The following is a 24913-nucleotide window of genomic DNA, read 5'->3' on the forward strand; positions in this document are numbered from 1 at the left end:
TCCCTGAAAATGCATCGCACGAAGAAAAAGTACTTTTCTTTTTCGAGGAGTCTTCGTATATTCGAAGATGCTTAGTTAAAGGTGAGAAATTAAATTTTAAAGATCTCTCTCTTTTTCAGTAACCTATGCCTTTTCTCCCGCAGGAGTCGACTGCCATCCGCTCCAATCTCTTGACGAAATGTGGATGTCGAGGATTTATTAACTGCCTCCCTGATAGCACGGCTATTTCTACATGCACTAGTTAAAGAAAAAACAAATACGTAAAAGCTTTACCAGTCCTGGTGAGTGGAGGGTGGTGACTCCTGCGGGAACAGCACGAGTCTGAAGGCCCCGCAGAAAAGCATTTTTAAGAGGAAGGCCAACTAAACCCGTCCTTTGCGGACAACGTTGGCATACCCCTTGTCGGGGCAAGGAGACTGAAGCCGTGCCCGCGGAAAGCATCCGCCCGTATCGATCCCGGACGGCAGCAATAGAACAAGTTTTTGTAATAAAGTTACGTCGCATTATATCTAAAGCGACAAAGTAACTAGCAACATGTTTTAGGAATAGACATATTTGTAATCCGTCGCAAGCAACCCATATTTCAAGTAATACAGTGTTTTGCATTCATCATGATTATCTTTGGGCGAAAGTGGAATTATTAATAATTTTTTGCCCCAATATCGTGCATTTATTCTGTAGGATGGCCGTCGAATTCAGCAGTTCCAATACCCTCAGTATCATCCACAATCCCTATATTTTCATCACTGTTTATATACATTTCATCATAGTTATCATAATCATGATTTCCACCTAGGTCTGATGGCGTATCAGATGAACCATATCTTCCGACTTCCTGGAGTGCATCTTCTCTGTCATATCCAGTTTGGGTTTCGTTTGTATGCTGATGGATATCTGGCGTTAAAACATCTTCCTCAACAGGCCGATACGCTACAAATCCTGCTCTGCCTGCATGAAGAACACATTGATCTGCTGTTGGAATGGCTTGCATTCTTTCCATTGGAATATCAATTCCGCACGTTCGGCATATACCATACGTTCCTTCCTCAATAGAAGATAATGCCTCATTAATCTCCTTTAATTCAACTTCTACATGCTGTGACAACGCTTGATCCCGGTGCTGGTCAAACAATTCCGTTCCCATATCAGCAGGATGGTTGTCGTAATTCGAGAGCTCTTGATTTCTCCTGGAGTATTCACCTTCCGACTCCATTTGATCAAATAATTCCATCTGCCTTTTTACTAACTGGTTTTTGAAAAATGATACTTGATCACTTGAAAGCATCGTCTTTTCCCCCTTTATATAGATATATATTAGTGCTACCTATAATTTGTGCAAAAGACAAGCATTCATGCGGTTAAAAGCTATTGGTTTTTATCCCAAATCATGTCAATGTGAGGTATATTATCGTCCAGGTATACGTCGGATATTTGAATAAATCCAAGGCTTGAATAAAAGGTATGTAAGTATTTTTGAGCCTGAATTTTTATTGTATTTTCCTGCCATTGATTCTCAACATGATCCATCGCTTTTTCCATTATTAATTTTGCATAGCCGTTTCCTCGAAAGGTTTTAACTACTAATACGCGACCAATTGACACCTCTTCATATTTTTTATGGCTTGGTAAAATTCTTACATATGCTGCAATTTTATCCTCGATTGTTAAAAAGAAATGGCTCGCTTCCTGATCATAATTATCCAACTCTTCGTACGGACATTCTTGCTCTATGACAAACACATCGACGCGAGCTTTCATAATGCCATATAACTCTTCATTTGTTAGATCCTGAAAGTTTTTCATATTCCAATTCAACTGTACATCCACCTCAGTTTTTTCTTTTTATACTAGCAGAAAAGCAGCCTCTGCACTAGAAGCTGCTTTTAACACTTAAAGATCATCAAAACCGTTATCGTTATAATTCACTTTCGTATACTGTCTTGATTTTTGTTCAAAAAAGTCTGATTTACCAAGGTCTATTTCTTCATAGGCTTTAATCCACCGCAAAGGATTTTTGCGGTATTCTGGATATGGACGTTCATAGCCAAGCTGTTTGCAGCGGATGTTTGCATAAAATTTTATATAAGCTTCCACATCCTGAATATTAATCCCTGTAATTTTATCTCCTATGATATAGTTTGCCCATTCAATCTCTAAATCAGCTGCTTCTTTGAATGTATCCTGCACAAAGGCTGCTAATTCATCTGTTTCATATTCGGGATACTCAGCTAAAACCTCTTTATAAATTCTTACGAATAAATCTACATGTATCTGCTCATCCCGGTTAATATAGTTAATCATGGTGGATGTTCCAACCATCTTTTGATTTCGTGCCAGATGGTAGAAAAATGCAAACCCTGAATAGAAGAACAGACCTTCTAAAATAACGTCATAGACGATCGACTTTAACATAGTTTCTACCGTAGGACTTTCTACAAAGTCCTTATACCCATTGGTAATGAAGTCATTTCGCTTTTCCAGGACAGGTTCATTTCGCCAAAAATCAAATACTTCATCCTGCTCTGACTTGGACACGAGGCTTGAAAGCACATATGAATAAGAGTGATTATGGATAACCTCCTGTTGCGCCAGAATAATCATTAGTGCGTTTATACTTGAATCGGTTAAGTAATCAGCGACCTTACCGGCATAGTCTGTTTGAATACTGTCCAGCAGTGCTAGCAATCCTATTATTTTTAAGAATGCTTCTTGTTCATCATTGGTCAGCGACTGCATTTGTTTTCGGTCCTGTGCCATATTTATTTCAAAAGGTGTCCAAAAATTTCCGAGCATTTTTTTATATTTTGGATATGCCCAGGAATATCTGACATCATCCCAGTTTAATACATTTGAACTTCTCCCATTAATAATCCCTGTCGATCGATTTGGAGCATGTTTATCCATTATTGTACGTGATTGGACAGATACAGTCATTAACGTAATGCCTCCTTATTATTTATCAGCTGGAACAGGATTCACATTCTTCTATATCCGTTGAGGTGGACCGTAAGTAATATGTGGTCTTAAATCCCGATTTCCATGCTTGTACATGTATGTCCAATAGTTCTCTTGCCTGCACACCATTCGGAACATAAATGTTAAACGAAATCCCCTGATCAATATGTTTTTGTCTAACTGCGTTTTGAGCAACACTCCACTTTTGATCAATTAAATAAGCTGACTTATAGTACCATGTTGTCTCTGAATTCAAGTCTGGAGCAGTAACAGGAATTTTAAAATCCTTCTTCTCTTCGGAATAGAACTTTCTGAATATCGGATCTATACTTGCTGAACTTCCGGCAATTAAGGACGTTGAAGAATTTGGCGCCACTGCCATCAAGTAGCTATTCCGAATGCCATACCTCTTTACATCTCTCTGCAAATCGTTCCAGCTAAATTCTGAATCTGTACTTAGATAGCCTTTCCGTTCAAAATATTTACCTGTTTCCCATTCCGATCCATTAAATAAAGGGTATGCATCTTTCTCTTTGGCTAGCTTCATACTTGCCCCTATTGTTAGATAGGCTATTTTTTCGTACAATTGATCTGCAAAATCAACAGCAGCTTGACTCTCCCACTTAATCCTTTTTTGTGCGAGCAGATGATGCCATCCGAACGTACCAAGTCCAATTGCCCTATACCGCTGATTCGTATATTCAGCCTGTGGAACCGGTATATGATTTAAATCAATAACGTTGTCCAGCATCCTAACCTGAATTGGTATTAACTCTTCAAGCACATTATCCTTAACTGCCCGTCCAAGATTAATGGAAGACAGATTGCATACTACAAAATCACCTGACTCTTTGGTAATCATGATTTTGCCGTCACTTGTTTGCTGGTCAATAAACATGGTAGGACTTTGATTTTGCATAATTTCTGTGCAAAGATTGCTGCAATAAATCATTCCAGTATTGTTATTCACGTTTTGACGATTAACTTCATCACGGTAAAATAAGAATGGTCCTCCTGTTTCAAGCTGACTCTTCATAATATTTTTCATGATTTCTATAGCCGGAACTGCTTCTTTTGAAAGTTTGTCACTCGCCACACATTCAGCATATTTTAATCGGAATGAACCAGTGTGCTTCTCCTCGTCGTAATAGTCTTCCAGTGAGTATCCCATTACTGATCGAACCTCATGCGGATCAAATAAATACCAATCTTCCCGCTCTTCTACCTTTTCCATAAACAAGTCGGGTAACGTTACACCTGTAAATAGGTCGTGGGTCCGCATCCGTTCATCACCATTATTTAGTTTGGAATCAAGAAACGAATGTATGTCTTTATGCCAAACGTCCAAATAAACACAAATCGCTCCTTTTCGCTGACCCAGCTGATCGACGCTCACAGCAGTATTATTTAATTGTTTCATCCATGGTATAACACCTGAAGATGCACCTTGGAAACCTTTAATCATGCTGCCACTGGACCTTATTTTGCCCATATATACGCCAATTCCTCCACCGTTTTTTGAGAGATTGGCAATATCCGTGTTACTGTCGTAGATGCTTTGCAGACTGTCATCCAGCGTATCGATGAAACAACTGGACAACTGACCATAACTTTTGCCTGCATTTGCAAGTGTTGGTGTCGCGACTGTCATATATAAATTACTCATCGCCCAATATGCCTGTTCTACCAGTGTTAATCTATTTTCAGTCGCCTCTCCCTGCATAAGCGTCATCGCGATAATCATGAAGCGCTCTTGCGGCAGTTCAAAAATTTGTTTAGTATAACCTTTCGCCACATAACGATCTGCCAGTGTTTTTAAACCTATAAAAGTAAAAAGGCGATCACGGTCCGGATTCACTACAGTTCCCAGATAATCTATCTCCTTTTTTGTGTAGGAATGCAGAATTGCTTTATCATAAATGCCTATTTCCGTTACTTTCTCAATTAAGGTATACAATGAACCATATTTATTCTCGTAATCATAGCCGCGATTTTCCGCTGCTTGCTGGTATAGCCATTCCGCATAAATCATTGCAGCCACATATGTCCAATCAGGATTTTCTTCATTTATATTGGCTAGCGCTTCCAACGTAAGCTGATTAACCCAATCTTCTGTAGAAAGACTTTCCTTCGATTGTACATTTTTATCAAGAAATGCCTGAATAGACATCTCCGAAAACGAACTCATTACGTTATTTTCTAACCGTGTTTTCCAGTCCTCTTTTACCATTGCAGTTTGCATCTTTCACATCTCCTTTTTAATATAAAAAAACCGTTTATGGCTCAATTTGGCCATAAACGGTTAAAACGACAGAAAAATACTCCTCCATCGTCTCGTCTTCTTTGGCCCCGAAGAATTGAAACTGGTTACAAGACTTGGCAGGTCTCCTGACTTATGTGTTTATCTACTAGAGCTCCTTCCCATATCCTTGCCGTTAAGCAAAAAGATACAGTGGAGAAAATCTCGTTCGTCCACATTCACAGTTGCGGGGACAGTTCTGGTATCACACCAGATTCCCTATTAAGGCCAATTTCAGTTGGCCACCAACGCTTGTAGGATAATACTATATATAGTAATGTGATTATTTATTTAACAATATATTGTGTTTAAAGGCTAACACAGGTTGAAAATGAATGCAATACTATTGGTGAAAAAAGGAAAAAAGTGACTTACTGTCGAATTAATAGATATACGAAACAGGAGGTTATTTGATTGGAAAAAACAATTGGGTTTATCGGTATCGGTGTAATGGGTAACAGCATGGCAAAAAATTTACTCGAAGCGGGCTTTTCAGTAGCCGTTCATAGTCGGACAAAGAAAAAAGCCGAGCTTCTCATCGAACAAGGTGCCGTATGGAAAAGGTCCGTAGCTGAGTTAGCTTCTGATGCAGAGGTTATCATAACAATGGTTGGGTATCCGTTAGATGTTGAGGCAGTATATTTTGGGGAAGATGGAATTCTAGAAAACGCTCGTCCAAAATCGTATATTGTGGATATGACTACATCTAAACCAGTAATCGCCGAGAAAATATATCAGGAAGCTGCACTTCGTGGTTTATTTGCACTTGATGCACCAGTATCAGGAGGCGATATTGGCGCTCAGAAAGGAAAATTGTCGATAATGGTTGGTGGCGAGACTGAGATTTATCAGGAATTGCTTCCTGTTTTCAACGTTTTAGGAAGCAACATTATCCACCAGGGTGGAGCTGGAGCTGGCCAGCATACCAAGCTTTGTAACCAAATCACTATAGCCTCCAACATGATTGGAGTATGCGAGGCCATTGTTTATGCAAAAAAGGCAGGTCTGGATCCCGAACTGGTTTTAGAAAGCATTACAACCGGAGCTGCCGGCAGCTGGTCATTGTCAAACTTAGCTCCACGGATGATTGAAGAAGATTTCGCTCCAGGTTTTTATGTAAAACACTTCATCAAGGACATGACGATTGCACTTGAGTCAGCCAAAGACATGGGATTGTTAACTCCAGGACTTGAGCTCTCACTGCAGCTTTACACAGAACTTGCCGATCAAGGCGAAGGAAATAGCGGTACTCAAGCTTTGATTAAGTTGTTCGGTTAAATGTTTTGAAGCACGTGCGAGGCGTGCAGTCTATTTGATAGTTACTTACGCTTATCAATTTGTTCTTGAACTATAAAAGCTAAATCGTCATTTCCGAAAAGCTGTAATACATGCATAACAGTCGAGTCAGGAATTTCTTCTGACTCTTCTTTAGATACAGTTAATTCCAACGCTTCCCTCAAAGCATTATTTTTCATTTGAGACGGATATGCCTGTTCATATAGTTCCTTTGGTTCAAGTTCATTGTTTATACACCACTGCGCATAAATTAGAATCATCATCTTTTCATCATTTTGATAACTTTCAATGACCTTCTCTTCCATTTCTTTTTGTCCCATCATTATTCACCTTCTTTTCTTAGTATAAATACCCATAAAAATGTTAATGCCTGCTTTAATTCAATTGGTAATCCTTCATGATTGCTGGCCTTCACACCGTCACGGTATACTCCGAATCCATTTACATATGTAAACCCATTTTCTGTTGCCAGTTTCTGAAACTCCCAGGGCATCATCGTATTTGCAATCGCTTTATCCCCATACACCCTAGGAAAACTATGTGTTCTTGGTCCCGCTGTAGGTCCTAAAATCCCGACACAAAGCAGACCATCTTTTTTCAAAACACGGCTCAGCTGTTTTAATGCAGTCGCAGGTATTTCTGTCCATTCCAATACATTGATCGAAACGACCCCGTCGCAGCTGTTATTTTCAAATGGCAAGTCCATTACATCTCCCTGTACGAAAGAAATATCCTTTGCCCGTTCTTTAGCAAGATTAACCATTTCACTTGAGAGATCCATTCCGATAACATCATAGCCTGCCTGTTGCAGTTTGTACGTACCATAACCATCTCCGCAGCCGATATCATAGACCTTACTACCCTTTTTCAGGTGCTTTTCAATAAAAGGGACTATGTCCTTTCTACTGCCGTTGTCCCACATATTCACACTGCGTTCATTCCAGAATTGCGCCCGGCTATCCCATTGCAATTCTGCTTCTTTATTCCAATTAAAATATGTCACTCTATAAAACCCCCTTCATCTGATTTTATTATACCTTAGTAGTGGGTATTCGTGCAGGTATGAAATGAACGAGGCAATTGTTCACATTTATGCGGAATTAAACTGCATCCAGTTAGTAAAACTTGCATTTGCTCTAAAGCTTTATAAGTATAACTCAATTATCGCAGAATAAAATAAGGTGATCCTCCAGAACTGAATATCTCGCAATCCATTTTCATAGTGACACAAAATCTCTATACTGCGAATTAGTTGCCGTAAGAATCATTCCGAAGGAAACTGAAAAAGCTACATGAAATACAAATTAAGAGGATCTGCGATCGCATCATCGAATTCACTTCGCTTTCCGCGGGCACGGCTTCAGTCTCCTCGAGAAGCCCACTCTGCGGGGCCTTCAGACTCGTGCTGTTCCCGCAGGAGTCTCGTGAATTCGATGATGCTGGATTGATGTGCGAAAGTGAAATTTTTAATATCTATCCCTTTTTCAGTTGCTAGTGCATCGGCGCTTTTTCTTCACTGCAGTCGACTTCTAGGGTAGGACGAGCATAGGTAAGACCTGGATCGCGCTAGTATGTCACTGAAAAAGCGGTAGGTTCTAAAAAATATTATTTCCACTTCAACCTAGCATCTTCGAATATACGAAGACTCCTGTGGGAAGTAAGAGATCGGTGAGACCCCGAAGGACGCCAGTCCAAGGAGGCTCACCACTCGCCCACGGAAAGCGAAGTATATTCGAAGATGCGATCGCAGATCCACTAAGTCAATATTTCGTGTAACTTTTTCAGTACACTGCCAACAACGGAAATTTCCTTCCTGTTACATCGAAATTTTCACAAGATGAAAATTGTATGTTACTTCACAGTTTCCATCTACTACGACAACAGTAACTAATAGCATGTTAAAACCTCAAGCGGGCTAGGCGTTGGGCTAGACAAACATAACTATTTTATACATTCTTATCTTTTAGAAAGCTTGCTATTCGCCAAGCCTTAGTTGCACTTATGCGGTAAGAAAAGATTTATATTTTTTTACCTACCAAAAAATGCTGAAACCAAAAAAGGTTTACCTCACGAAATGTGAGGTAAACCTTTCATTTATTGTCAATTATAGGCTAGTTACGTTAGCTGCTTGTGGTCCGCGGTTACCTTCTACGATTTCAAACTCAACGTCTTGACCTTCTTCAAGCGTTTTGAAACCTTCGGATTGGATAGCTGAGAAGTGTACGAATACATCGTCTCCGTCTTCGCGTTCGATGAAACCAAAACCTTTTTCTGCATTAAACCATTTTACTTTGCCAGTCATTAAAATGACCTCCTTATACAAATATCGTGCAAAGTAATTGAATCATAAATACTTTTACACCACTTTGGTAAAGAGATCGTAAAGTATTATTCAAACTTCAATTTCCTTTTGCACCTTTAAGTTTAACCCTTTCACCAAAATAATGCAAGTGAATCTGAGGATTTTTTAATTGATTTTTACACATTTTTAACACGATTGACTATGTGCTGGCTCTTAGCCGATTGTACCCATCTTGATATATGGTACAAATACTGATAAAATAGTTTCTTGCAAGAATATAATAAGAAATGACTACTATGCATTTGTATCTTGCAAATATAAATGATAGGTGGTAACAAAAATGACTGAAAAGTATCAGGTATTGTTGTACTATAACTATGTACACATAGAGGATCCTGAACAATTCGCAAATAATCATTTGCAGTTTTGTAAGGATCTGGAGTTAAAAGGTAGAATTTTAGTGGCTAACGAAGGTATTAATGGTACTGTCTCAGGTACAGTTGAACAAACTAGCAAATACATGGATGCCATGCACAATGATCCGCTCTTTGCTAATATGACATTCAAAGTGGATGAGCATGAAGGTCATGCTTTCAAAAAAATGCATGTACGTCCGCGTAAAGAATTGGTCACACTTCGTTTAGAGGACGATATTAATCCGAAACAAACAACTGGACAATATTTAGCTCCAAAAGAATTTTATGAAGCTATGCAAGATGATAATACAGTAGTTTTGGACGCACGAAACGATTATGAATATGATATTGGACATTTTCGTGGAGCAATCCGTCCTGATATTGAAACGTTCCGTGATCTCCCAGAATGGGTGCAAGAGAACAAACACCTTATTGAAGGGAAACGTATTCTAACATATTGTACTGGCGGAATACGGTGCGAAAAGTTTTCGGGCTGGTTAGTTAAGGAAGGCTTCGAAGACGTTGCACAACTGCACGGTGGAATTGTATCTTACGGAAAGGACGACAATGTTCAAGGTGAGCTGTGGGATGGCCAGTGCTACGTGTTTGACGAACGCATTGCAGTTCCAATTAACCGTAAGGAACACGTTGTTGTCGGTGTCGATTATTTTGATGGTAAGCCATGTGAACGATACGTAAACTGTGCACATCCACCATGTAATAGGCAGATGATCTGTTCAGAAGAGAATGAGCATAAATATTTACGTGGCTGTTCGCATGAATGTCGTACAAGCCCCCGGAATATGTATGTAAAAGAACACGAACTCAGCGAAGAAGAAGTTCAGGAAAGACTAAATAAAATTGAAGAAGAAAAAACACAAACTATTTAACATAGTATGGACCAGGTCAACACATCGTGACCTGGTTTTTTTGTATGCAAAAAAATAGACCAGCGTATTAAACTGGTCTATCTTTGAACTTTTATGATATGGACGATTGGTGTCCGGGTCCGGTTTTATTTGATTTATTTTTGGTATATTGAAGAGTAGCAATAACTCCAAATATCACAAGTCCGATTATAGAGAATAATAGATCCGGATAAACCAGTAACAATCCTCCACCGAACAACGCCAAACGCTCTAGCCAATTAACAGAGCTGACAAAGTATCCAATCATTCCTGCACTTATACTTGCCATTCCGAGCATTGCAGTAATTACAGCGATGGATACATTCATTACGTTCGCATCACCTTGTAATAACAAGATCGGCTGGGAAACAAACATATACGGGATAATAAATGCTGCAATTGCCAGTTTCACTGCGGTGACACCCGCCTTCATTGGATTCGCACCAGCTATTCCAGCCCCTGCGTATGCCGCTAAACAAACAGGAGGAGTAATATCTGCTACAATACCGAAGTAAAACACAAACATGTGAACTGCAATGACCGGAACATCAAATGCTAATAAAGCAGGTGCTGCCATTGTTGCAGTTACAACATAGTTTGCTGTAGTAGGCAATCCCATTCCCAGTATAATACACGCAACCATTGTAAAGAACATTACAAGGAAGAACTCTCCTTGTGCAAGGTCAATAATTCCACCAGCAATTTTTGGTCCAAGTCCAGTGGTTGTTACTGTACCAGCAATAATACCTGCCGTCGCACAGGCTGCGATAACTGGCAAGGCTGTCCTGGCGCCTTCTTCCAATAGTTTAATAATACCTTTAAATGATAACCTGGTATCTTTTCGGAAAAAGCTGATGACAAACGCTGCACCAATTGCAAATAATGCTGCATAGGTCGGTGTATATCCTACTAATAAAAATCCAATAATGATTACCAGCGGAATAAATAAATCGAGGCGTTTAACGAGATTCTTTGTTTTAGGAAGCTGCTCTTTAGGAAGACCCATTATCCCTTGTTTCCGTGCCTCAAAGTGAGTTCCCAAAAATACGCCTGAAAAATAAAGCACTGCTGGAATAATTGCGATAACAATTATGTCATTATATGGAATCCCGGTATAAGACGCCATTATAAACGCAGCTGCACCCATGATAGGTGGCATGATCTGACCACCAGTTGATGCAGAGGCTTCGGTAGCTGCTGCAAAGTGTGGCTTAAATCCTGCATTTTTCATCATCGGAATTGTAAATGAACCTGATCCAACAGTATTTGCTACAGAACTACCACTTACCATTCCCTGCAAGCCACTTGCCGCAACAGCTGCCTTGGCAGTACCACCAGTGTATTTACCTGTTAAGCGTAACGCTATATCATTAAAAAATTGTCCTATGTTCGTTTTTACCAGAATAACTCCGAAGAATAAAAACAAATAGATATATGTGGATGAAATCTGAATTGGAATTCCAAATATGGAGCTTGAACTAAAGAACATCTCAGTTGCAAGTGATGGCCAGTCATAACCAGCGTGTCCGATAACCGGAATATATTGACCTAGCAATCCATAAAGAAGAGCTGCTATTGCTATTATGACGATCGGCAGTCCGACTACACGTCTTGTTGCTTCTAAAAGTAAAATAATACCTACTGTAGCAACAATTTGGTCCGTATAAGTAAACCCGAAAATGATTGCCTCGTTTATAATTCGTTCATAGTTATAAATAATGTAATAATTTGAAAGTAGTGCAGCAAGCGCCAATAACGCATCGTACCACGGCACGCCTCGTCGTTTGGTCATAGATGATTTGATTGGATAAAGTAAATAAACCAGACTGAGCCCTGCACCTAAATGTATTGCACCTTGAATTAGTGAAACTTTAGAACCGTAAAACGCCGTGTAAAGCTGGAATATCGTTAATGCTCCACCTAATATTAGCGTTAACCATCCCCATGGCCCCAGGTTTGTGCGGTAGGCACTCTCTTTATCATACTTTGCCATCAATTCATCTTTGTCAATTTGTTGTGTGTCCTCTACTGCCAATGCTTAACCTCCGTTCTCTCTCACTATAGTGTGAGGAGAAAGAACCGGACATAATCGCCCGGTTCTCTCCACTTCATTTTATTCTATAACGCCAACTTCTTTAAAGTATTTCTCAGCACCCGGGTGTAATGGTAAGTCACCAACACCAGTGAGAGCACTATCTTCCTTAATTAGCTTAGCTTGTGCAATTGTCATGTCTCCTGATTTCTCGTATAACGTTTTTGTTAGCTTATACGCAAGATCTTCACTAACCTGGTCTGTAGATGCCAGAAGTAACGCCATTGCTGTAACAGTTTGAACTGGCTCTTCTAACCAGTCGTATGTTCCAGGCTCAACTGTATATTTTTCGTATTGGCTGTTTCCAGTTACTTCTTTTAATGCATCACCTTCAATGCTAAGTAACTTCACTTCTTTTGTAGCTGCCTGTAACTCATCCGTTGAAGAAGATGGAACACCAACTACTTCGATTGAAGCATCAATGGTACCGTTTTGAAGTTTACTTTTAGCGTCTCCAAAACCTTCTTCGTATGCTTCGTAATCGCCTTCTTCAATACCATAAGCCGATAAAATTAATTCAGCAGCTGCACGAGTAGCTCCGCCTGGAGGTCCAATTGCAACTTTTTTACCTTTTAAATCAGCAATTGATTCAATCCCTGTTGATTCTAGTGTAGCAACTTGAACTGCTTCTGGATAAAGGGACCCAATTACTCCAACATTGTTAATTTCTGCCCCTTCAAATTCACCTTCACCAGCAACAGCGTCTATCATTGTGGTGTTCTGTGCGATTCCTAACTGGAATTCACCTTTTTGGATTTTAGCAATGTTTTCTACTGATGCGCCTGATTCAACTGAACTTACATCAAATCCTTCAACATCAATGTTATCTGCCCATAGATTAGCCATTTCTCCGCCTAATGGATAGTAAACACCACCAACACTACCAGTTCCCATGGTTAAATTGGTTTGTGGCTCTGCTTCACTTTCGCCATCAGTGCTTCCGCCACCATTTCCGCTATCGCCGCAAGCACTTAAAATCATGCCGACAGCAAGCATCAACATTAATAAAAATAAACTTTTTTTCTTCAAAATAAATGCCCCCTAAAATTTTTTTCTAATACAAGTTACAATATAAACAAAGTATTAGACCAAATGAAGACGTTTTCATCATTTATGATAACGTTTTATATGTATTTTACATTGATTTCATCAATACTACAAGTATTACTAGATTTCAATTTACCACTATTTGATACCAAGTCAACGCAGTAAGTCACTTATTTTGACTTGCAGATGCGCTGTTGATATATTTTTTTTAAGGAGGTCGAAATTTAATGACCATTTATGATTATAAGGCTAAGACCCTGTTGGGTGAAGAAAAATCGTTAAACGAATATAAAGGTAAACCAGTTTTAATTGTTAACACAGCTAGTGAATGTGGACTTACTCCACAATTTGAAGGATTACAAGAGCTCTATGATGAATTTAAAGGACAGGGACTGGAAATTTTAGGATTTCCATGCAATCAATTTAACAACCAGGATCCCGGTTCAGATGATGAAATATCTTCGTTTTGTCAACGTAATTATGGCGTTACTTTCCAAATGTTCAGTAAGGTTGATGTCAATGGAGACAATGCACACCCATTGTTCAACTACCTTACATCGGAAGCGCCAGGAATTCTAACGAAAAAAATCAAATGGAATTTCACCAAATTCCTCGTTGATAAAAATGGCGAGGTAATCAATCGTTTCGCACCCCAAACAAAACCAGAAAGCATAAAAGACGATATTGAAAAAGTAATCAAGGCATAAGCACCATAGCTATAAAACGAGCACATCCAATGGATGTGCTCGTTTTTAGCTATTAATATGCTTTCGCCCAATATACTAATTCTTTCGCTTCTTTTCCACAGCATACACATGTATCAGATACTTTCTCCTGCTCAAATGGAATACAACGGGACGTCGCTTGAAAGTCTTCTTTGATTTTTATTTCGCATGCCTGGTCACCACACCACATTGCTTTAATAAATCCTGGTTCTTCATCAAGCGTTTGTTTGAATTCCTCTAGCGTGGTTGCAGTACTGGTTTTCTGATTGCGATGTTCAAGCGCTTTTTGGTAGAGATTTTGTTGTATCTCTTCTAATAACTCACTTACACGTTCCTTTAATTGATCCAATGAAACAAATTCTTTTTCCCCTGTATCGCGTCGAACAATTACTGCCTGCTCTTTTTCGATGTCTTTAGGTCCAATTTCAATTCGAATTGGTATACCCTTCATTTCATGCTCATTAAATTTCCAGCCAGGAGACTTGTCACTCGCGTCGATTCCTACCCGGGCATTGTCTTTTAATTGATCGCGAAGATCGTATGCTTTATCCAATACGCCTTCTTTATGCTGTGCAATTGGCACAATCATTACCTGTGTTGGCGCAATGCGTGGTGGAATAACCAGGCCACGGTTGTCGCCATGTACCATAATTAAGGCACCGATCAAGCGCGTTGTAATTCCCCACGACGTTTGGTGAACGTACTGACTTTCGCCATTTTCGTCTAAATAGGTAATATCAAACGCTTTTGCAAATCCTGAACCAAAGTGATGCGATGTTCCAGACTGCAGTGCCTTTCCATCGTGCATCAGGCTTTCTATTGTTAAGGTATAGTCTGCCCCAGCAAATTTTTCTTTTTCTGTTTTACGTCCTTTAAGTACTGGTATAGCCAGATAGTTTTCAACAACGTCTGCATAAACACCAAGCATTTTATCTGTTTCCTCAGCAGCATCTTCATACGTCGCGTGTGCCGTATGCCCCTCCTGCCATAAAAATTCAAGTGAGCGCAGGAATGGCCGAGTTGTTTTTTCCCAACGGACAACATTGCTCCACTGATTATAAAGCATTGGCAAATCCCTGTACGAGTGAATGTTCTTTGCGTAATATTCACAGAATAGTGCTTCAGAGGTTGGTCTGACAACCAGTCTCTCACCAAGTTCTTCTTCACCGCCGTGCGTTACCCAGGCTACTTCTGGCGCAAAACCTTCTACATGGTCCTTTTCTTTTTGCAATAAACTTTCAGGAATAAATAGTGGGAACGATACGTTAGAGTGGCCAGTTGCTTTAATTTGACGGTCCAGCTCATCGCGAATATTTTCCCAAATCGCAAACCCATCCGGTTTAATAATCATCGTTCCTCGAACAGGACCATAGTCAACTAGGTCCGCTTGCTTCACAACGTCGGTATACCACTTGGCGAAATCATCCTCCATTGCCGTGATTTTTTCTACAAACTGCTTATTCTTTTTACCCATCTAAAACACCATCCTTTAATTAAAATTGAATACAAAAAAGCCCCCGCGTCCGCATAAGGGACCGAGGTTTGGTGGTACCACCCTTGTTTACAGGTTAAATCAACCCATACACTTTGCTTGATAACGGTACAATAATACCGCGCGCACCTTACAGCACTAAGACTTTTCTGGTGGCGAACTCAGGAGGCAGGTTCCAGTTTTTGTTTTTAGGAATTCACACCAATTCATTCCCTCTCTTGAAAAAACTTCAAACTATACTATTCCTCTTCAACGTTTCCTATATTGTATTTTTTAATATATAACCATGTGATTGGAAAGTCAAGTTATCCTATACATCGCTCGTATTTGGAAAATAAATCTCCACCCATATCATGGGAACCGATAAATTCAAATCCAGAATTTTGATAGAAACGGTTTAATACCTGGTTATGACCCACACAATCCAACCGCAGGCTTCCCTTTCTTAACTGGATATTATCAAGCATCCATTCCAATAACCTGCTGCCGATGCGTTTATTATGCTCGGTTTGGGCCACCACTAGTCGATGAAGGTAAAGGTGTGAATTTACAGTGGCACCCCATAACTCTTTGTCCCAGCTATTCTGCACGGATGACAAATTAAAAGATGCGACCATGTTACCATTCGTATCCTCTACAACATACGTGGTCTCATTCATTACTGCCGCTTCTATTTCATGGTTTTCTTTCCCACTTTGTAAGTAACTCCATTGGTCTACTCCATTATTCTTTAACCAGCTTGCGGCACTTATAAGCATATCTATGATAATTGGAACATCTTCCTTCGTGGCCAGCCGTACGTTATAATCGGAAAATTCACTTGCAGTAAATAGCGTCATTCGATTACCTTCCTCGTTATATGTATAGAAGCAGAACGCTTGAAAATATGTGTTTAACTTATTGTAATTTGAGGGCACTCCGTTTGCGTCCGACTGGCTGCATGATACGTTGGCCCTACTAATTCTGTATACGAAAACCCATACGCAATCGCACTGGTCACAAATCGCTTGGCACTTTTAACCGCTTCAATGACTGATTTTCCTTTTGCCAGTTCTGCCGTAATCGCAGCGGAATAGGTGCATCCCGCTCCGCTTGTATGTCTTGAATCTATGCGCGATGCTTCAAACATGGTAAAGTCAGTACCATCATATAAAACATCAACTGCTGGACCGTCTAATCTACCACCTTTAACTAATACACACTTCGGACCTAACTCGTGCAAATCCGTTGCTGCCTGTTTCAGATCCTCAACCGAAGTTAACCTTCGTCCATCCAACAACAATGACGCTTCAGGCATATTCGGTGTAATCACTGTAGCTAATGGCAGCAATTGTTTCTTTAGTACGTCTATCGCATTATCTTCCAGCAGTTTTGAGTCAAGCTTTCCGACCATTACCGGATCTACGAGGATATGCTTCACACTTGAAGCTTTGATTATATCGGATGTTTTTTCGATTACTTCCTGCGAAAATAGCATACCTGTTTTAAGTCCATCTAATCCGATTTGCTCAACTGCTGTCGCGTATTGCGCTTCAATTGCTTCTATTGTTTGTGGATGTACATTTTTCTTTGTTACAGGGTGCTTAGCAACGATTGCAGTAATGACACTCATGCCATACACATCCAATTCCTGAAACGTCTTTAGATCTGCCTGGATGCCGGCGCTTCCACCAGCTGCCGAACCAGCAATTGTCAGAACTCTAGGCGGTTTAATCATAGAACAAAATCCTTTCTTTTTGATTAAAATATGACCACAAGTATAAACCAAATAATCATGATTAACTGAATCACAACTTTTGCAACTGCACCACTGAGGAAGCCAATTAGTGACCCAATCGATGCACGAAAAGCTTCTTTTATTGTCCGCTTCTGAATTGTTTCAACGATTAATACCGTTACAAATGGGATAATCAAAATTCCAAATGGCGGAATGATGAAGGAACCAATTATTACTGCAATACCTGCAGCCCGTTCTCCCCATTTACTACCACCAAATTTTTTCACAAAATAGCTGTTGGCGATGATATCGGAAACAATGAGAACTACAGTTAAGATCCCCATGCTAATCCAGAAAATAAAACTTAATTCATCACGGCTAATCGCAAAATGATATAAAACAAACCCGATCCAAATCACAAGCGGTGATGGGATAATGGGATAAATAATCCCAACGAAACTTAAAACAAATAAAGCGATTATGACTACCCAAATAAGAATATCTACCATAGTGTCCTCCAATTAAACTGTTTTTTTACCAAATAAACTTGAGAGCTTTGTTTCTTCCTTTGCCAGAACACGTTTATAATTTTCCTGATGCTTCATTAAACTGACTGCAAACAACAGCAGCGCTATAATCCCTGGACTGACTCCAAAGTAATAAAAGGAGAGTGCCACGAAGGAAATATACATAAAAAGCACACCTACAGCTAAATAGTCTGTAGTTAACGTAACGAGAACTAATACACTTATGCATATAACCGCGACTTTCCAATCAATCGCCAGAAATGCTCCGACTATTGATGCGGTCCCCTTACCACCATTAAAATTCATGGTGATTGGAAAGTTGTGACCAATTATGACGAAAAAGACGTTGAGATAAACAAGTACTGTTTTAACTTCTTCTGTCATGCCACTTTGATTTAAAATATTTAGCAATAATAAAACAGAAAATGTTGCTTTAAATATATCAATTAGTGCTACTACACAGCCGTATTTCCATCCTAATACAATTGTAGTATTTGATGCTCCTGAATTTTTGACGCCAGTTTTTTTCATATCAACCTTTTTGTATTTACCGACCAGCTGCGATCCGTGCATACAACCAACTAAATAACCGACGATCATGCTTATTACGTAATACATCCATATCCCCCTTACATCATACTATACTTTTTTAACATCGACCGAAATCGATTTTTTATTAACTCAACTTTCGCAGATAGATATTTTTGATGGATAATAGGTAACTTGATACGAATTACAAATACGTCTATCCCTAAAAAGCGATGTTATTTACTTGATCACATTTGATGCAAACTGCGATATGACAGCAACGAGATTTCCACTGATGGCAGTCGCGCACCTTAGGGCGGCTGGTGAGCCTCCTCGTGCTATCGCACTCCGGGGTCACACCTATGCCTTTCCTCCCGCAGGAGTCGACTGCCATCCGCTCCAATCTCTAGACTAATATGGATATCAGGATTTATTACTTGCACCATTGATAGCACGTCTATTTCATCATGCATTAGAAAGAAAAAAACAAAGACATAAATAGCTTTACCAGTCCTGGTGAACGGAGGGCGGTGACTCCAGCGGGAACAGAAGAAAGTCTAATGGCCGCGCAGAATGTTCTATTGGTCACCGAAAAGGTGGTGGATTATAAATTTTAATTATTCCACTGTAATTTAGCATCTTCGAATATACGAAGACTCCTGCGGGAACAGCGCGAGCTGAAGATCCCGCAGGAAAGCGGTCTTTGCTAATCCGAGGAAGCTGAAGCCGTGCCCGCGGAAAGCGAAGTATATTCGAAGATGCGACCGCAGATCCTCCTATTTCGTACCACATTCTACCCTTATTCAGTGGCCAAGCAAGCGAAGAGCACTGAATATAATTATAAGTTAATTCGCAGTATAGAGAATTTGTGTAACTATTGCTTCGGATTGCTGGCTTATTCCACTTGTTTTGGGGAGCACCTGCATTTTACATGTACATTAGAATATACGTTTATTTTCCAATAGAAGTTTCAGTATCTTTCTTAATCCATGCAGGAATTGATAATTGTTATAACTATTTTAACTCTGGTATTATTAAGGTACGACGAAGAACAAGGGGAACTATTTGATTGAAAAAAATGAACAAAGATATCCTGACATGGCTCATTATCATATTATTTTTTGGTACAGTTATTTATATATACAACAAATTGGAACCTAACTATATAGATGTAGGAGAAAAAGCGAACTTACCTGGAGAACTGCATCCTTTAGTAGAAGAAAAGAAGGATAAACTACTTGAGAGAACCTCTGCTATCGGCATTGATGTCGTTATCACAGATACGTGGCGTTCCAAAGAAGAACAAAATGATTTATATGAACAAGGTCGATCTTCAAATGGAAATATCGTGACACACGCTAAGAGCGGTGAATCCTACCACAACTATGGATTAGCAATTGATTATGCACTTAGAAAAGATAATGGAACCATTATCTGGAATATAAATTATGACGGTAATAATAACGGTGAAAAGGACTGGTTTGAAGTAGCGGACATTGCAAAAGATCTTGGGTTTGAATGGGGTGGCGACTGGCACTCATTTAAAGACTACCCTCATTTGCAGATGGATTTTGGTTTAAGTATTCGCCAGCTGCAAAAAGGTTTGCGTCCGAATACTACGGAAGAAAAGAAGGATTAATAGACATTGAAACAATAATTATACTACTATTATTTAAACACAATGAAAGAAGGAGGACCTCTTATGGAACTAAAGGGAATTCATCATGTATCCGCAATCACCGCAAATGCAAAACAAAACTATAGCTTTTATACACATATATTAGGTATGCGTCTTGTCAAAAAAACAATTAACCAGGACGACCCATCTGTTTACCATTTATTCTATGCAGATGAAGCTGGAAACCCCGGTACAGATTTGACGTTTTTTGAAATACCTAATGCTGGTTCAACTTATCAAGGGATAGGCAGTATTTCTGGTACATCCTTACGAGTAATGAATGATGAAGCACTTGCTTTTTGGGAAAGTCGATTTTCCGAGTTCGATGTAGATCATGACGGAATTACGGAACAAGGTACACGAAAAGTCATCCATTTTCGTGATCCGGAGCAGCAGCGCCTAACACTCGTTTCTGATGAGACCAATATAGGGGTTAAAGGTGGTAAGACTTGGGTTCATAGCACTGTACCCGGTGATAAAGGTATCATCGGACTTGGCCCAGCCAAACTGACAGTCGCAAACGCTGCTCCAACTATTGCAATATTAACTGAAATATTAACGTTCACCGCTACCGGAAGCTATCCTTCTAACGTTGACGGTCAGGATGAAATTCTTGTGTTTTCAACAGGTGAAGGCGGGACTGGCGGAGAAGTTCATATTGAAACGAGATCAGATTTACCAAAAGAACGTCCTGGTCGCGGCAGTGTTCATCATGTCGCCTTTAGAGTAGATAATGAACAGGAGCTGGCTGAATGGAAAGATCGGTTAGTCGCCGCTCGCATACCAAATTCAGGACTTGTTGATCGTTTCTATTTTAAATCTCTTTATTTTAGAGAGCCAAATGGAATTTTATTTGAACTAGCAACAGATGGACCAGGATTTGCCACAGATGAAGATAACGAACATTTAGGGGAATCCTTAGCTCTTCCTCCACTTTTTGAAAATCGACGTAAAGAAATCGAGGCAAACTTAAAGCCGTTAGATACGAAAAGACCGCGAGATTAACCCGCGGTCTTTTCGTTTATTCGTGATGGTTTTTATTATCACTTTTTTCTTGCTCGTCATCGTTCTGATTTTCCTCCGGCAGTTCGTCAATGGAATGTTTAAACGCATAGCCTTTGTTAATTGTAATCAACGAAAGGACTAATACGAACAATATGATTGCGATTGCTAATATGATATAACCTGTCATACCGTGTTACTCCTTTACCTTATTGAATATGTCTTACGTAGAAGTTGCCTTCCTTCTTCCACCCCTTCTGTTCCATGAAGAAAATGGTCTCGTGCTGTTCCTCGGAAATTTCAGCCTGTATATAGTTCACATTATTTCTTTCAGCTGCTTGTTCCAATTTTTTGTATAGATGTTCGTTTAGACCTTTTTTCTTGTAGTCACCGTCAATCGTTAATTTTTTCAGATCAATTTTTCCATGCCCAACGTCAAAGACGAAGAAAATAAACGCAAGGACCTTACCTGTTTTTTCAACAACGTACCACCTTGTCTTATCTTCGCTAAGCGACTCCTTATAATAGGATTCTTCTATAAGCTCTTCGTTTTCTTTCAACTTCATTGATTCGTGTGAATGATTTAATTGGCGTACGATTTCGTAATCATTTGGTTGCGCTACCCTAATTTTATACACGTACATAACTCCTTATTTATTTTCAAAAGGTTTTATCAGTCCATGAATTGATTCCGTATATGGCATCTCAACGCCCTTTGCTTTTGCTAAACGCAGTGCCCCTCCATGTAAGTGATCGACCTCAAGCGTCAATCCTTTTCTGCGGTCCTGATGCATCGAAGAAGTGGCATCAGCAGGTAAATTCCGTAATTTATCTTTAGCAGCTTCGATTTCTTCTTCATGAATTTCCACGTTATATGCTTTCGCTAAAATTTTCATTTCATGTAAGATCATCTCCGCAATTCGAAATGTCTCCGCTTCCTGACGAATGGATCCTATTGATAAATTTGTTGCTGTAGTAATACCTGAGAAAGCGTTTATAAACGTGTATTTTTTCCATAGTTCTCTCATAATATCTTCTGTATTTGTCACGGTCACAGAAGTTTTATTCATCGTATCCTCTAACTCCTGACAAATTGTTTTTTGTGTAGGCTGTAATGGACCAAATATCAGATCGTCAAAGTCGCTCGAATGAATTACATGACCATTATCATCAAGTGTTGCAATAATAAAGGATAGACCACCTAAGACAAAATCTTTTCCTAATTGATCCTGAAGCATACTGATGTGTTCCATCCCATTAAGCACAGGTAATACACTTGCTCCATTTTCAGTCAATGTCTTCAAGCTGTCCAATGTACCATTAACGTGATAGCCCTTTACACTTACCAATACCAGATCTGCATGTTCTATTTCCGATACATCTGTAACAAAGTTAGGATCTTCAAGCTTGTAATCTCCCTTTGGACTAGTTATATGAATTCCGTTTTCTTTTAATTGCTTTGCCCGGCCCTCTCGCACTAAAAAAGTTACATTTGCTCCACCCTCGTGCAAACGACCTCCAAAATATGCTCCGAGTGCACCAGCACCAATTACCACTATATTCATTAAAACCCTCCTAAGAAATTAATTTGTTACGTTTATCGTACCTTGTTTGTCGTTTACTTGTCTATTATCTACTATATGTAAGTGAATTTTCTATTGGGTTATGGTATTCACAACTTTGGTACAATTATCTTATAGGGGCTCGTAACAGAAAGTTTCCAGGGCAATTAACCATTGTTGCCAACTTATTCCTTGTGTTAAGCTATCCTTCTACTAATTTAATCAATAAACTTACCTGCCAAAAAAGAAACTGGTGGTTCCGCCAAAGCATAGAAGAATCGAAAGAAGGAGTGATGAGACAATGTCTGAACCGATTGTCAGCTACAAAGATGTATATAAATCTTTTGGCGACGCAGAAGTACTTAAAGGAATAAACCTGGATATTAAACCAGCAGAAAAAGTTGCGATTATCGGTCCAAGTGGATCAGGCAAAACTACAATTATCCGGATGCTCATGACACTTGAACAGCCAACAACCGGAAGTATTATTGTAGATGGAAAAAACCTGTGGCATATGGAAAAAGGAGGAAAACTTGTTCCAGCTAGTGAAAAACACTTGCGCCAGGTTCGCGGTGATATCGGTATGGTATTCCAGCACTTTAATCTTTTTCCCCACATGACCATTTTGGAAAACTGCATGACAGCACCAATTCAAGTCCAAAAAGAAGATAAAAAAGCAGCTAAGCAGCGATCCATTGAGATATTAAACAAAGTTGGATTAGGCGACAAGCTCGATAATTACCCAAATCAGCTTTCAGGCGGGCAAAAACAGCGTGTGGCCATGGCCCGAGCGCTAGTTATGCGACCGAAAATCATGTTATTTGATGAGGTTACTTCAGCCCTGGATCCGGAATTAGTAGGCGAGGTTCTTCAGGTCATTCGAGATATCGCGCTTGAAGGCGAAATGGCAATGGTACTCGTTACACATGAAATGGAATTTGCCCGTGATATTGCGGACCGCATTTTATTTCTCGACGGAGGTGTTATTGCCGAAGAAGGACCACCAATGGAAGTTCTGGAGAATTCAGAGAACGAACGACTGCAAAGCTTCCTGCACCGGTTTAGAACATAAATTTGTTTCATACTGTCTTTGGGATTTAGATCCCGGAGACAGTTTTTTTGTTGTTGTGGTTTAGTTTTAGTGGTGGTATGGTTGTTTCGATGTGGTTGGTATGCGGCATGTAGAATTGGATATCCATGGCGATACCTGGCTTATCGATGCTGAGATTTGGTTATCGCTCCCGAGATTCAACTTATCACGCTCAAGAAAAAATTTATCCATGCTGGCAGAAAATTTATCGATCGCGAGACGAATTTTATCGATACCAAGCTCAATACCCAGCCAAATCACATCCATAGCCGATCAAAAAAGCCATGAACAACGAAATTGTTGTTCATGGCTTTCGTAAATCGTATTTAATTCAAGTCTTCGCCAATAATCTTCACTTCACGTTCCAGGTTTACACCAAATTTATCTTTTACGGTATCCTGCACGAAATGAATCAGGTCAATATATTCTTTCGCTGATGATTTGTCGATATTTACGATAAATCCTGCATGCTTCAGCGATACCTGTGCACCGCCAATTTGTTTGCCCTGCAAGCCACTATCCTGAATTAACTTGCCTGCAAAGTAGCCCGGTGGGCGTTTAAATACACTGCCGCATGAAGGGTATTCTAGTGGCTGTTTGGATTCTCTTTTGAACGTAAGGTCGTCCATCACAGCTTTTATCTCATCATAGGTACCGCTTTCCATAGCGAAGGTTGCTTCAAGTACGATATAGCCGTTGTCCGGAATATTGCTGGTACGGTAACCAAGATCAAGATCTTCCGCAGCAAGATCAAGCAGATTCCCTTCTCGATCAACCACTTTAGTGCTTTTTAATACATCCTTTACTTCTCCACCGTACGCACCTGCGTTCATGAATAGTGCCCCGCCAACTGAACCTGGAATTCCACAAGCAAATTCGAGCCCTGTTAACCTCTTCGCCAACGCTTCACGTGACGTATCGATAATTCGTGCTCCACTCTGAGCAACGATTACAGTACCATCCGTCTGGATCGCGTCCAGTTGTGTAAGGTTCAAGACAATTCCACGAATCCCGCCATCTTTTACTATCAAGTTAGATCCATTGCCAAGTAACGTAAAAGGTACCTGCTCTTTATTCGCAAGCTTCACAATGTCCTGAACCTGTTCATATGTTTCAGGGGTAACAAAGAAATCTGCTTTTCCACCCAGGCGTGTATATGTATGATTGTTCAAGTGTTCATTCACCATCACATTTTTCTTTGGTGTTATTTCAACAAGCTTTTCATACGTATGGTGATAATTTTCCACTCTGATCATTCCTTTTTAAAAATTTTAAGC

The 24913-nt window shown here is 39.7% G+C and carries 25 protein-coding genes, 1 riboswitch and 1 other annotated feature; of the genes, 6 read left to right on the forward strand and 19 right to left on the reverse strand.

Annotated features, from left to right (window positions below):
* Positions 1-670: 670 nt before the first annotated feature.
* The 4 genes from VBD025_RS01835 to VBD025_RS01850 all read right to left on the reverse strand — a co-directional run bounded on the left by VBD025_RS01835 (position 671) and on the right by VBD025_RS01850 (position 5197).
* Entirely contained in the window at positions 671-1285 is a 615-nt protein-coding gene (locus VBD025_RS01835; RefSeq protein ID WP_430788742.1) for a TraR/DksA C4-type zinc finger protein, read from the reverse strand.
* An 80-nt stretch (positions 1286-1365) separates the two neighbouring features.
* Complete coding sequence (locus tag VBD025_RS01840) at positions 1366-1815, reverse strand: GNAT family N-acetyltransferase (protein WP_430788744.1); 450 nt, start codon at positions 1813-1815, stop codon at positions 1366-1368.
* A gap of 75 nt (positions 1816-1890) precedes the next feature.
* Complete coding sequence (locus VBD025_RS01845) at positions 1891-2934, reverse strand: ribonucleotide-diphosphate reductase subunit beta (protein ID WP_430788746.1); 1044 nt, start codon at positions 2932-2934, stop codon at positions 1891-1893.
* Positions 2935-2959: 25 nt separating this feature from the next.
* Positions 2960-5197 carry a ribonucleoside-diphosphate reductase subunit alpha gene (locus tag VBD025_RS01850; protein ID WP_430788748.1) on the reverse strand — a complete coding sequence of 746 codons (2238 nt, stop codon included), beginning with the start codon at positions 5195-5197 and terminating at the stop codon, positions 2960-2962.
* Between the two features lie 119 nt (positions 5198-5316).
* A riboswitch (cobalamin riboswitch) is annotated at positions 5317-5519 on the reverse strand.
* A gap of 149 nt (positions 5520-5668) precedes the next feature.
* Here VBD025_RS01850 and VBD025_RS01855 point away from each other — a divergent pair.
* Positions 5669-6532, forward strand: a complete 864-nt coding sequence (locus VBD025_RS01855) for an NAD(P)-dependent oxidoreductase (protein ID WP_430788750.1) — start codon at positions 5669-5671, stop codon at positions 6530-6532.
* A gap of 41 nt (positions 6533-6573) precedes the next feature.
* Here VBD025_RS01855 and VBD025_RS01860 read toward each other — a convergent pair whose 3' ends face one another.
* The 3 genes from VBD025_RS01860 to VBD025_RS01870 form a co-directional block, all read right to left on the reverse strand.
* Positions 6574-6870: a hypothetical protein gene (locus VBD025_RS01860; RefSeq protein ID WP_430791222.1), complete on the reverse strand. Its 297-nt coding sequence runs from the start codon at positions 6868-6870 to the stop codon at positions 6574-6576.
* Positions 6871-6872: 2 nt separating this feature from the next.
* Entirely contained in the window at positions 6873-7553 is a 681-nt protein-coding gene (locus VBD025_RS01865; protein WP_430788752.1) for a class I SAM-dependent methyltransferase, read from the reverse strand.
* 1101 nt (positions 7554-8654) lie between these two features.
* Entirely contained in the window at positions 8655-8852 is a 198-nt protein-coding gene (locus VBD025_RS01870; protein ID WP_430788754.1) for a cold shock domain-containing protein, read from the reverse strand.
* Positions 8853-9192: 340 nt separating this feature from the next.
* On the opposite strand from VBD025_RS01870, the gene VBD025_RS01875 reads away from it, so the two are divergent.
* Complete coding sequence (locus tag VBD025_RS01875) at positions 9193-10158, forward strand: rhodanese-related sulfurtransferase (RefSeq protein WP_430788756.1); 966 nt, start codon at positions 9193-9195, stop codon at positions 10156-10158.
* Between the two features lie 91 nt (positions 10159-10249).
* Here VBD025_RS01875 and VBD025_RS01880 read toward each other — a convergent pair whose 3' ends face one another.
* Both VBD025_RS01880 and VBD025_RS01885 read right to left on the reverse strand, forming a co-directional pair.
* Positions 10250-12169, reverse strand: a complete 1920-nt coding sequence (locus VBD025_RS01880; RefSeq protein WP_430791224.1) for a TRAP transporter permease — start codon at positions 12167-12169, stop codon at positions 10250-10252.
* 120 nt (positions 12170-12289) lie between these two features.
* Entirely contained in the window at positions 12290-13297 is a 1008-nt protein-coding gene (locus VBD025_RS01885; protein WP_430788758.1) for a TAXI family TRAP transporter solute-binding subunit, read from the reverse strand.
* Between the two features lie 245 nt (positions 13298-13542).
* Here VBD025_RS01885 and VBD025_RS01890 point away from each other — a divergent pair, with 245 nt between their 5' ends.
* Positions 13543-14022, forward strand: a complete 480-nt coding sequence (locus tag VBD025_RS01890) for a glutathione peroxidase (RefSeq protein ID WP_430788760.1) — start codon at positions 13543-13545, stop codon at positions 14020-14022.
* Between the two features lie 52 nt (positions 14023-14074).
* On the opposite strand, the gene proS is transcribed toward VBD025_RS01890, so the two are convergent.
* The 5 genes from proS to VBD025_RS01915 form a co-directional block, all read right to left on the reverse strand.
* Entirely contained in the window at positions 14075-15514 is a 1440-nt protein-coding gene (proS, locus tag VBD025_RS01895; RefSeq protein ID WP_430788762.1) for a proline--tRNA ligase, read from the reverse strand.
* 53 nt (positions 15515-15567) lie between these two features.
* Positions 15568-15794, reverse strand: a binding site (T-box leader).
* 43 nt (positions 15795-15837) lie between these two features.
* Positions 15838-16371 (reverse strand): GNAT family N-acetyltransferase, encoded by a 534-nt coding sequence (locus VBD025_RS01900; protein ID WP_430788764.1) that lies wholly within the window; start codon positions 16369-16371, stop codon positions 15838-15840.
* Between the two features lie 53 nt (positions 16372-16424).
* Complete coding sequence (gene thiD, locus VBD025_RS01905) at positions 16425-17249, reverse strand: bifunctional hydroxymethylpyrimidine kinase/phosphomethylpyrimidine kinase (RefSeq protein ID WP_430788766.1); 825 nt, start codon at positions 17247-17249, stop codon at positions 16425-16427.
* A gap of 23 nt (positions 17250-17272) precedes the next feature.
* Entirely contained in the window at positions 17273-17758 is a 486-nt protein-coding gene (locus VBD025_RS01910) for a DUF456 domain-containing protein (protein WP_430788768.1), read from the reverse strand.
* Positions 17759-17770: 12 nt separating this feature from the next.
* Positions 17771-18394: a glycerol-3-phosphate acyltransferase gene (locus tag VBD025_RS01915; protein ID WP_430788770.1), complete on the reverse strand. Its 624-nt coding sequence runs from the start codon at positions 18392-18394 to the stop codon at positions 17771-17773.
* A gap of 979 nt (positions 18395-19373) precedes the next feature.
* On the opposite strand from VBD025_RS01915, the gene VBD025_RS01920 reads away from it, so the two are divergent.
* Both VBD025_RS01920 and VBD025_RS01925 read left to right on the forward strand, forming a co-directional pair.
* Positions 19374-19943 (forward strand): M15 family metallopeptidase, encoded by a 570-nt coding sequence (locus VBD025_RS01920; RefSeq protein WP_430788771.1) that lies wholly within the window; start codon positions 19374-19376, stop codon positions 19941-19943.
* Between the two features lie 63 nt (positions 19944-20006).
* Positions 20007-20987 carry a ring-cleaving dioxygenase gene (locus tag VBD025_RS01925; RefSeq protein WP_430788773.1) on the forward strand — a complete coding sequence of 327 codons (981 nt, stop codon included), beginning with the start codon at positions 20007-20009 and terminating at the stop codon, positions 20985-20987.
* A 16-nt stretch (positions 20988-21003) separates the two neighbouring features.
* On the opposite strand, the gene ytzI is transcribed toward VBD025_RS01925, so the two are convergent.
* The 3 genes from ytzI to VBD025_RS01940 are packed head-to-tail and all read right to left on the reverse strand — an operon-like array spanning position 21004 to position 22549.
* Positions 21004-21174: a YtzI protein gene (gene ytzI / locus VBD025_RS01930; RefSeq protein ID WP_430788775.1), complete on the reverse strand. Its 171-nt coding sequence runs from the start codon at positions 21172-21174 to the stop codon at positions 21004-21006.
* A 19-nt stretch (positions 21175-21193) separates the two neighbouring features.
* On the reverse strand, positions 21194-21622 hold the full coding sequence (locus VBD025_RS01935) for a GNAT family N-acetyltransferase (RefSeq protein WP_430788777.1): 429 nt from the start codon (positions 21620-21622) through the stop codon (positions 21194-21196).
* Positions 21623-21634: 12 nt separating this feature from the next.
* Positions 21635-22549, reverse strand: coding sequence for a ketopantoate reductase family protein (locus tag VBD025_RS01940; protein WP_430788779.1), 915 nt, complete (start codon positions 22547-22549; stop codon positions 21635-21637).
* Between the two features lie 298 nt (positions 22550-22847).
* On the opposite strand from VBD025_RS01940, the gene ehuA reads away from it, so the two are divergent.
* Positions 22848-23618, forward strand: a complete 771-nt coding sequence (gene ehuA, locus VBD025_RS01945; protein ID WP_430788781.1) for an ectoine/hydroxyectoine ABC transporter ATP-binding protein EhuA — start codon at positions 22848-22850, stop codon at positions 23616-23618.
* 66 nt (positions 23619-23684) lie between these two features.
* On the opposite strand, the gene VBD025_RS01950 is transcribed toward ehuA, so the two are convergent.
* Positions 23685-23903 carry a hypothetical protein gene (locus VBD025_RS01950; RefSeq protein ID WP_430788783.1) on the reverse strand — a complete coding sequence of 73 codons (219 nt, stop codon included), beginning with the start codon at positions 23901-23903 and terminating at the stop codon, positions 23685-23687.
* A 59-nt stretch (positions 23904-23962) separates the two neighbouring features.
* Positions 23963-24883, reverse strand: coding sequence for a UDP-N-acetylmuramate dehydrogenase (gene murB / locus VBD025_RS01955; RefSeq protein WP_430788785.1), 921 nt, complete (start codon positions 24881-24883; stop codon positions 23963-23965).
* Positions 24884-24913: the final 30 nt, after the last annotated feature.

The sequence above is a fragment of the Virgibacillus flavescens genome, from assembly GCF_050574275.1.
GTDB classification, from domain to species: Bacteria; Bacillota; Bacilli; order Bacillales; family Amphibacillaceae; genus Virgibacillus_F; species Virgibacillus_F flavescens.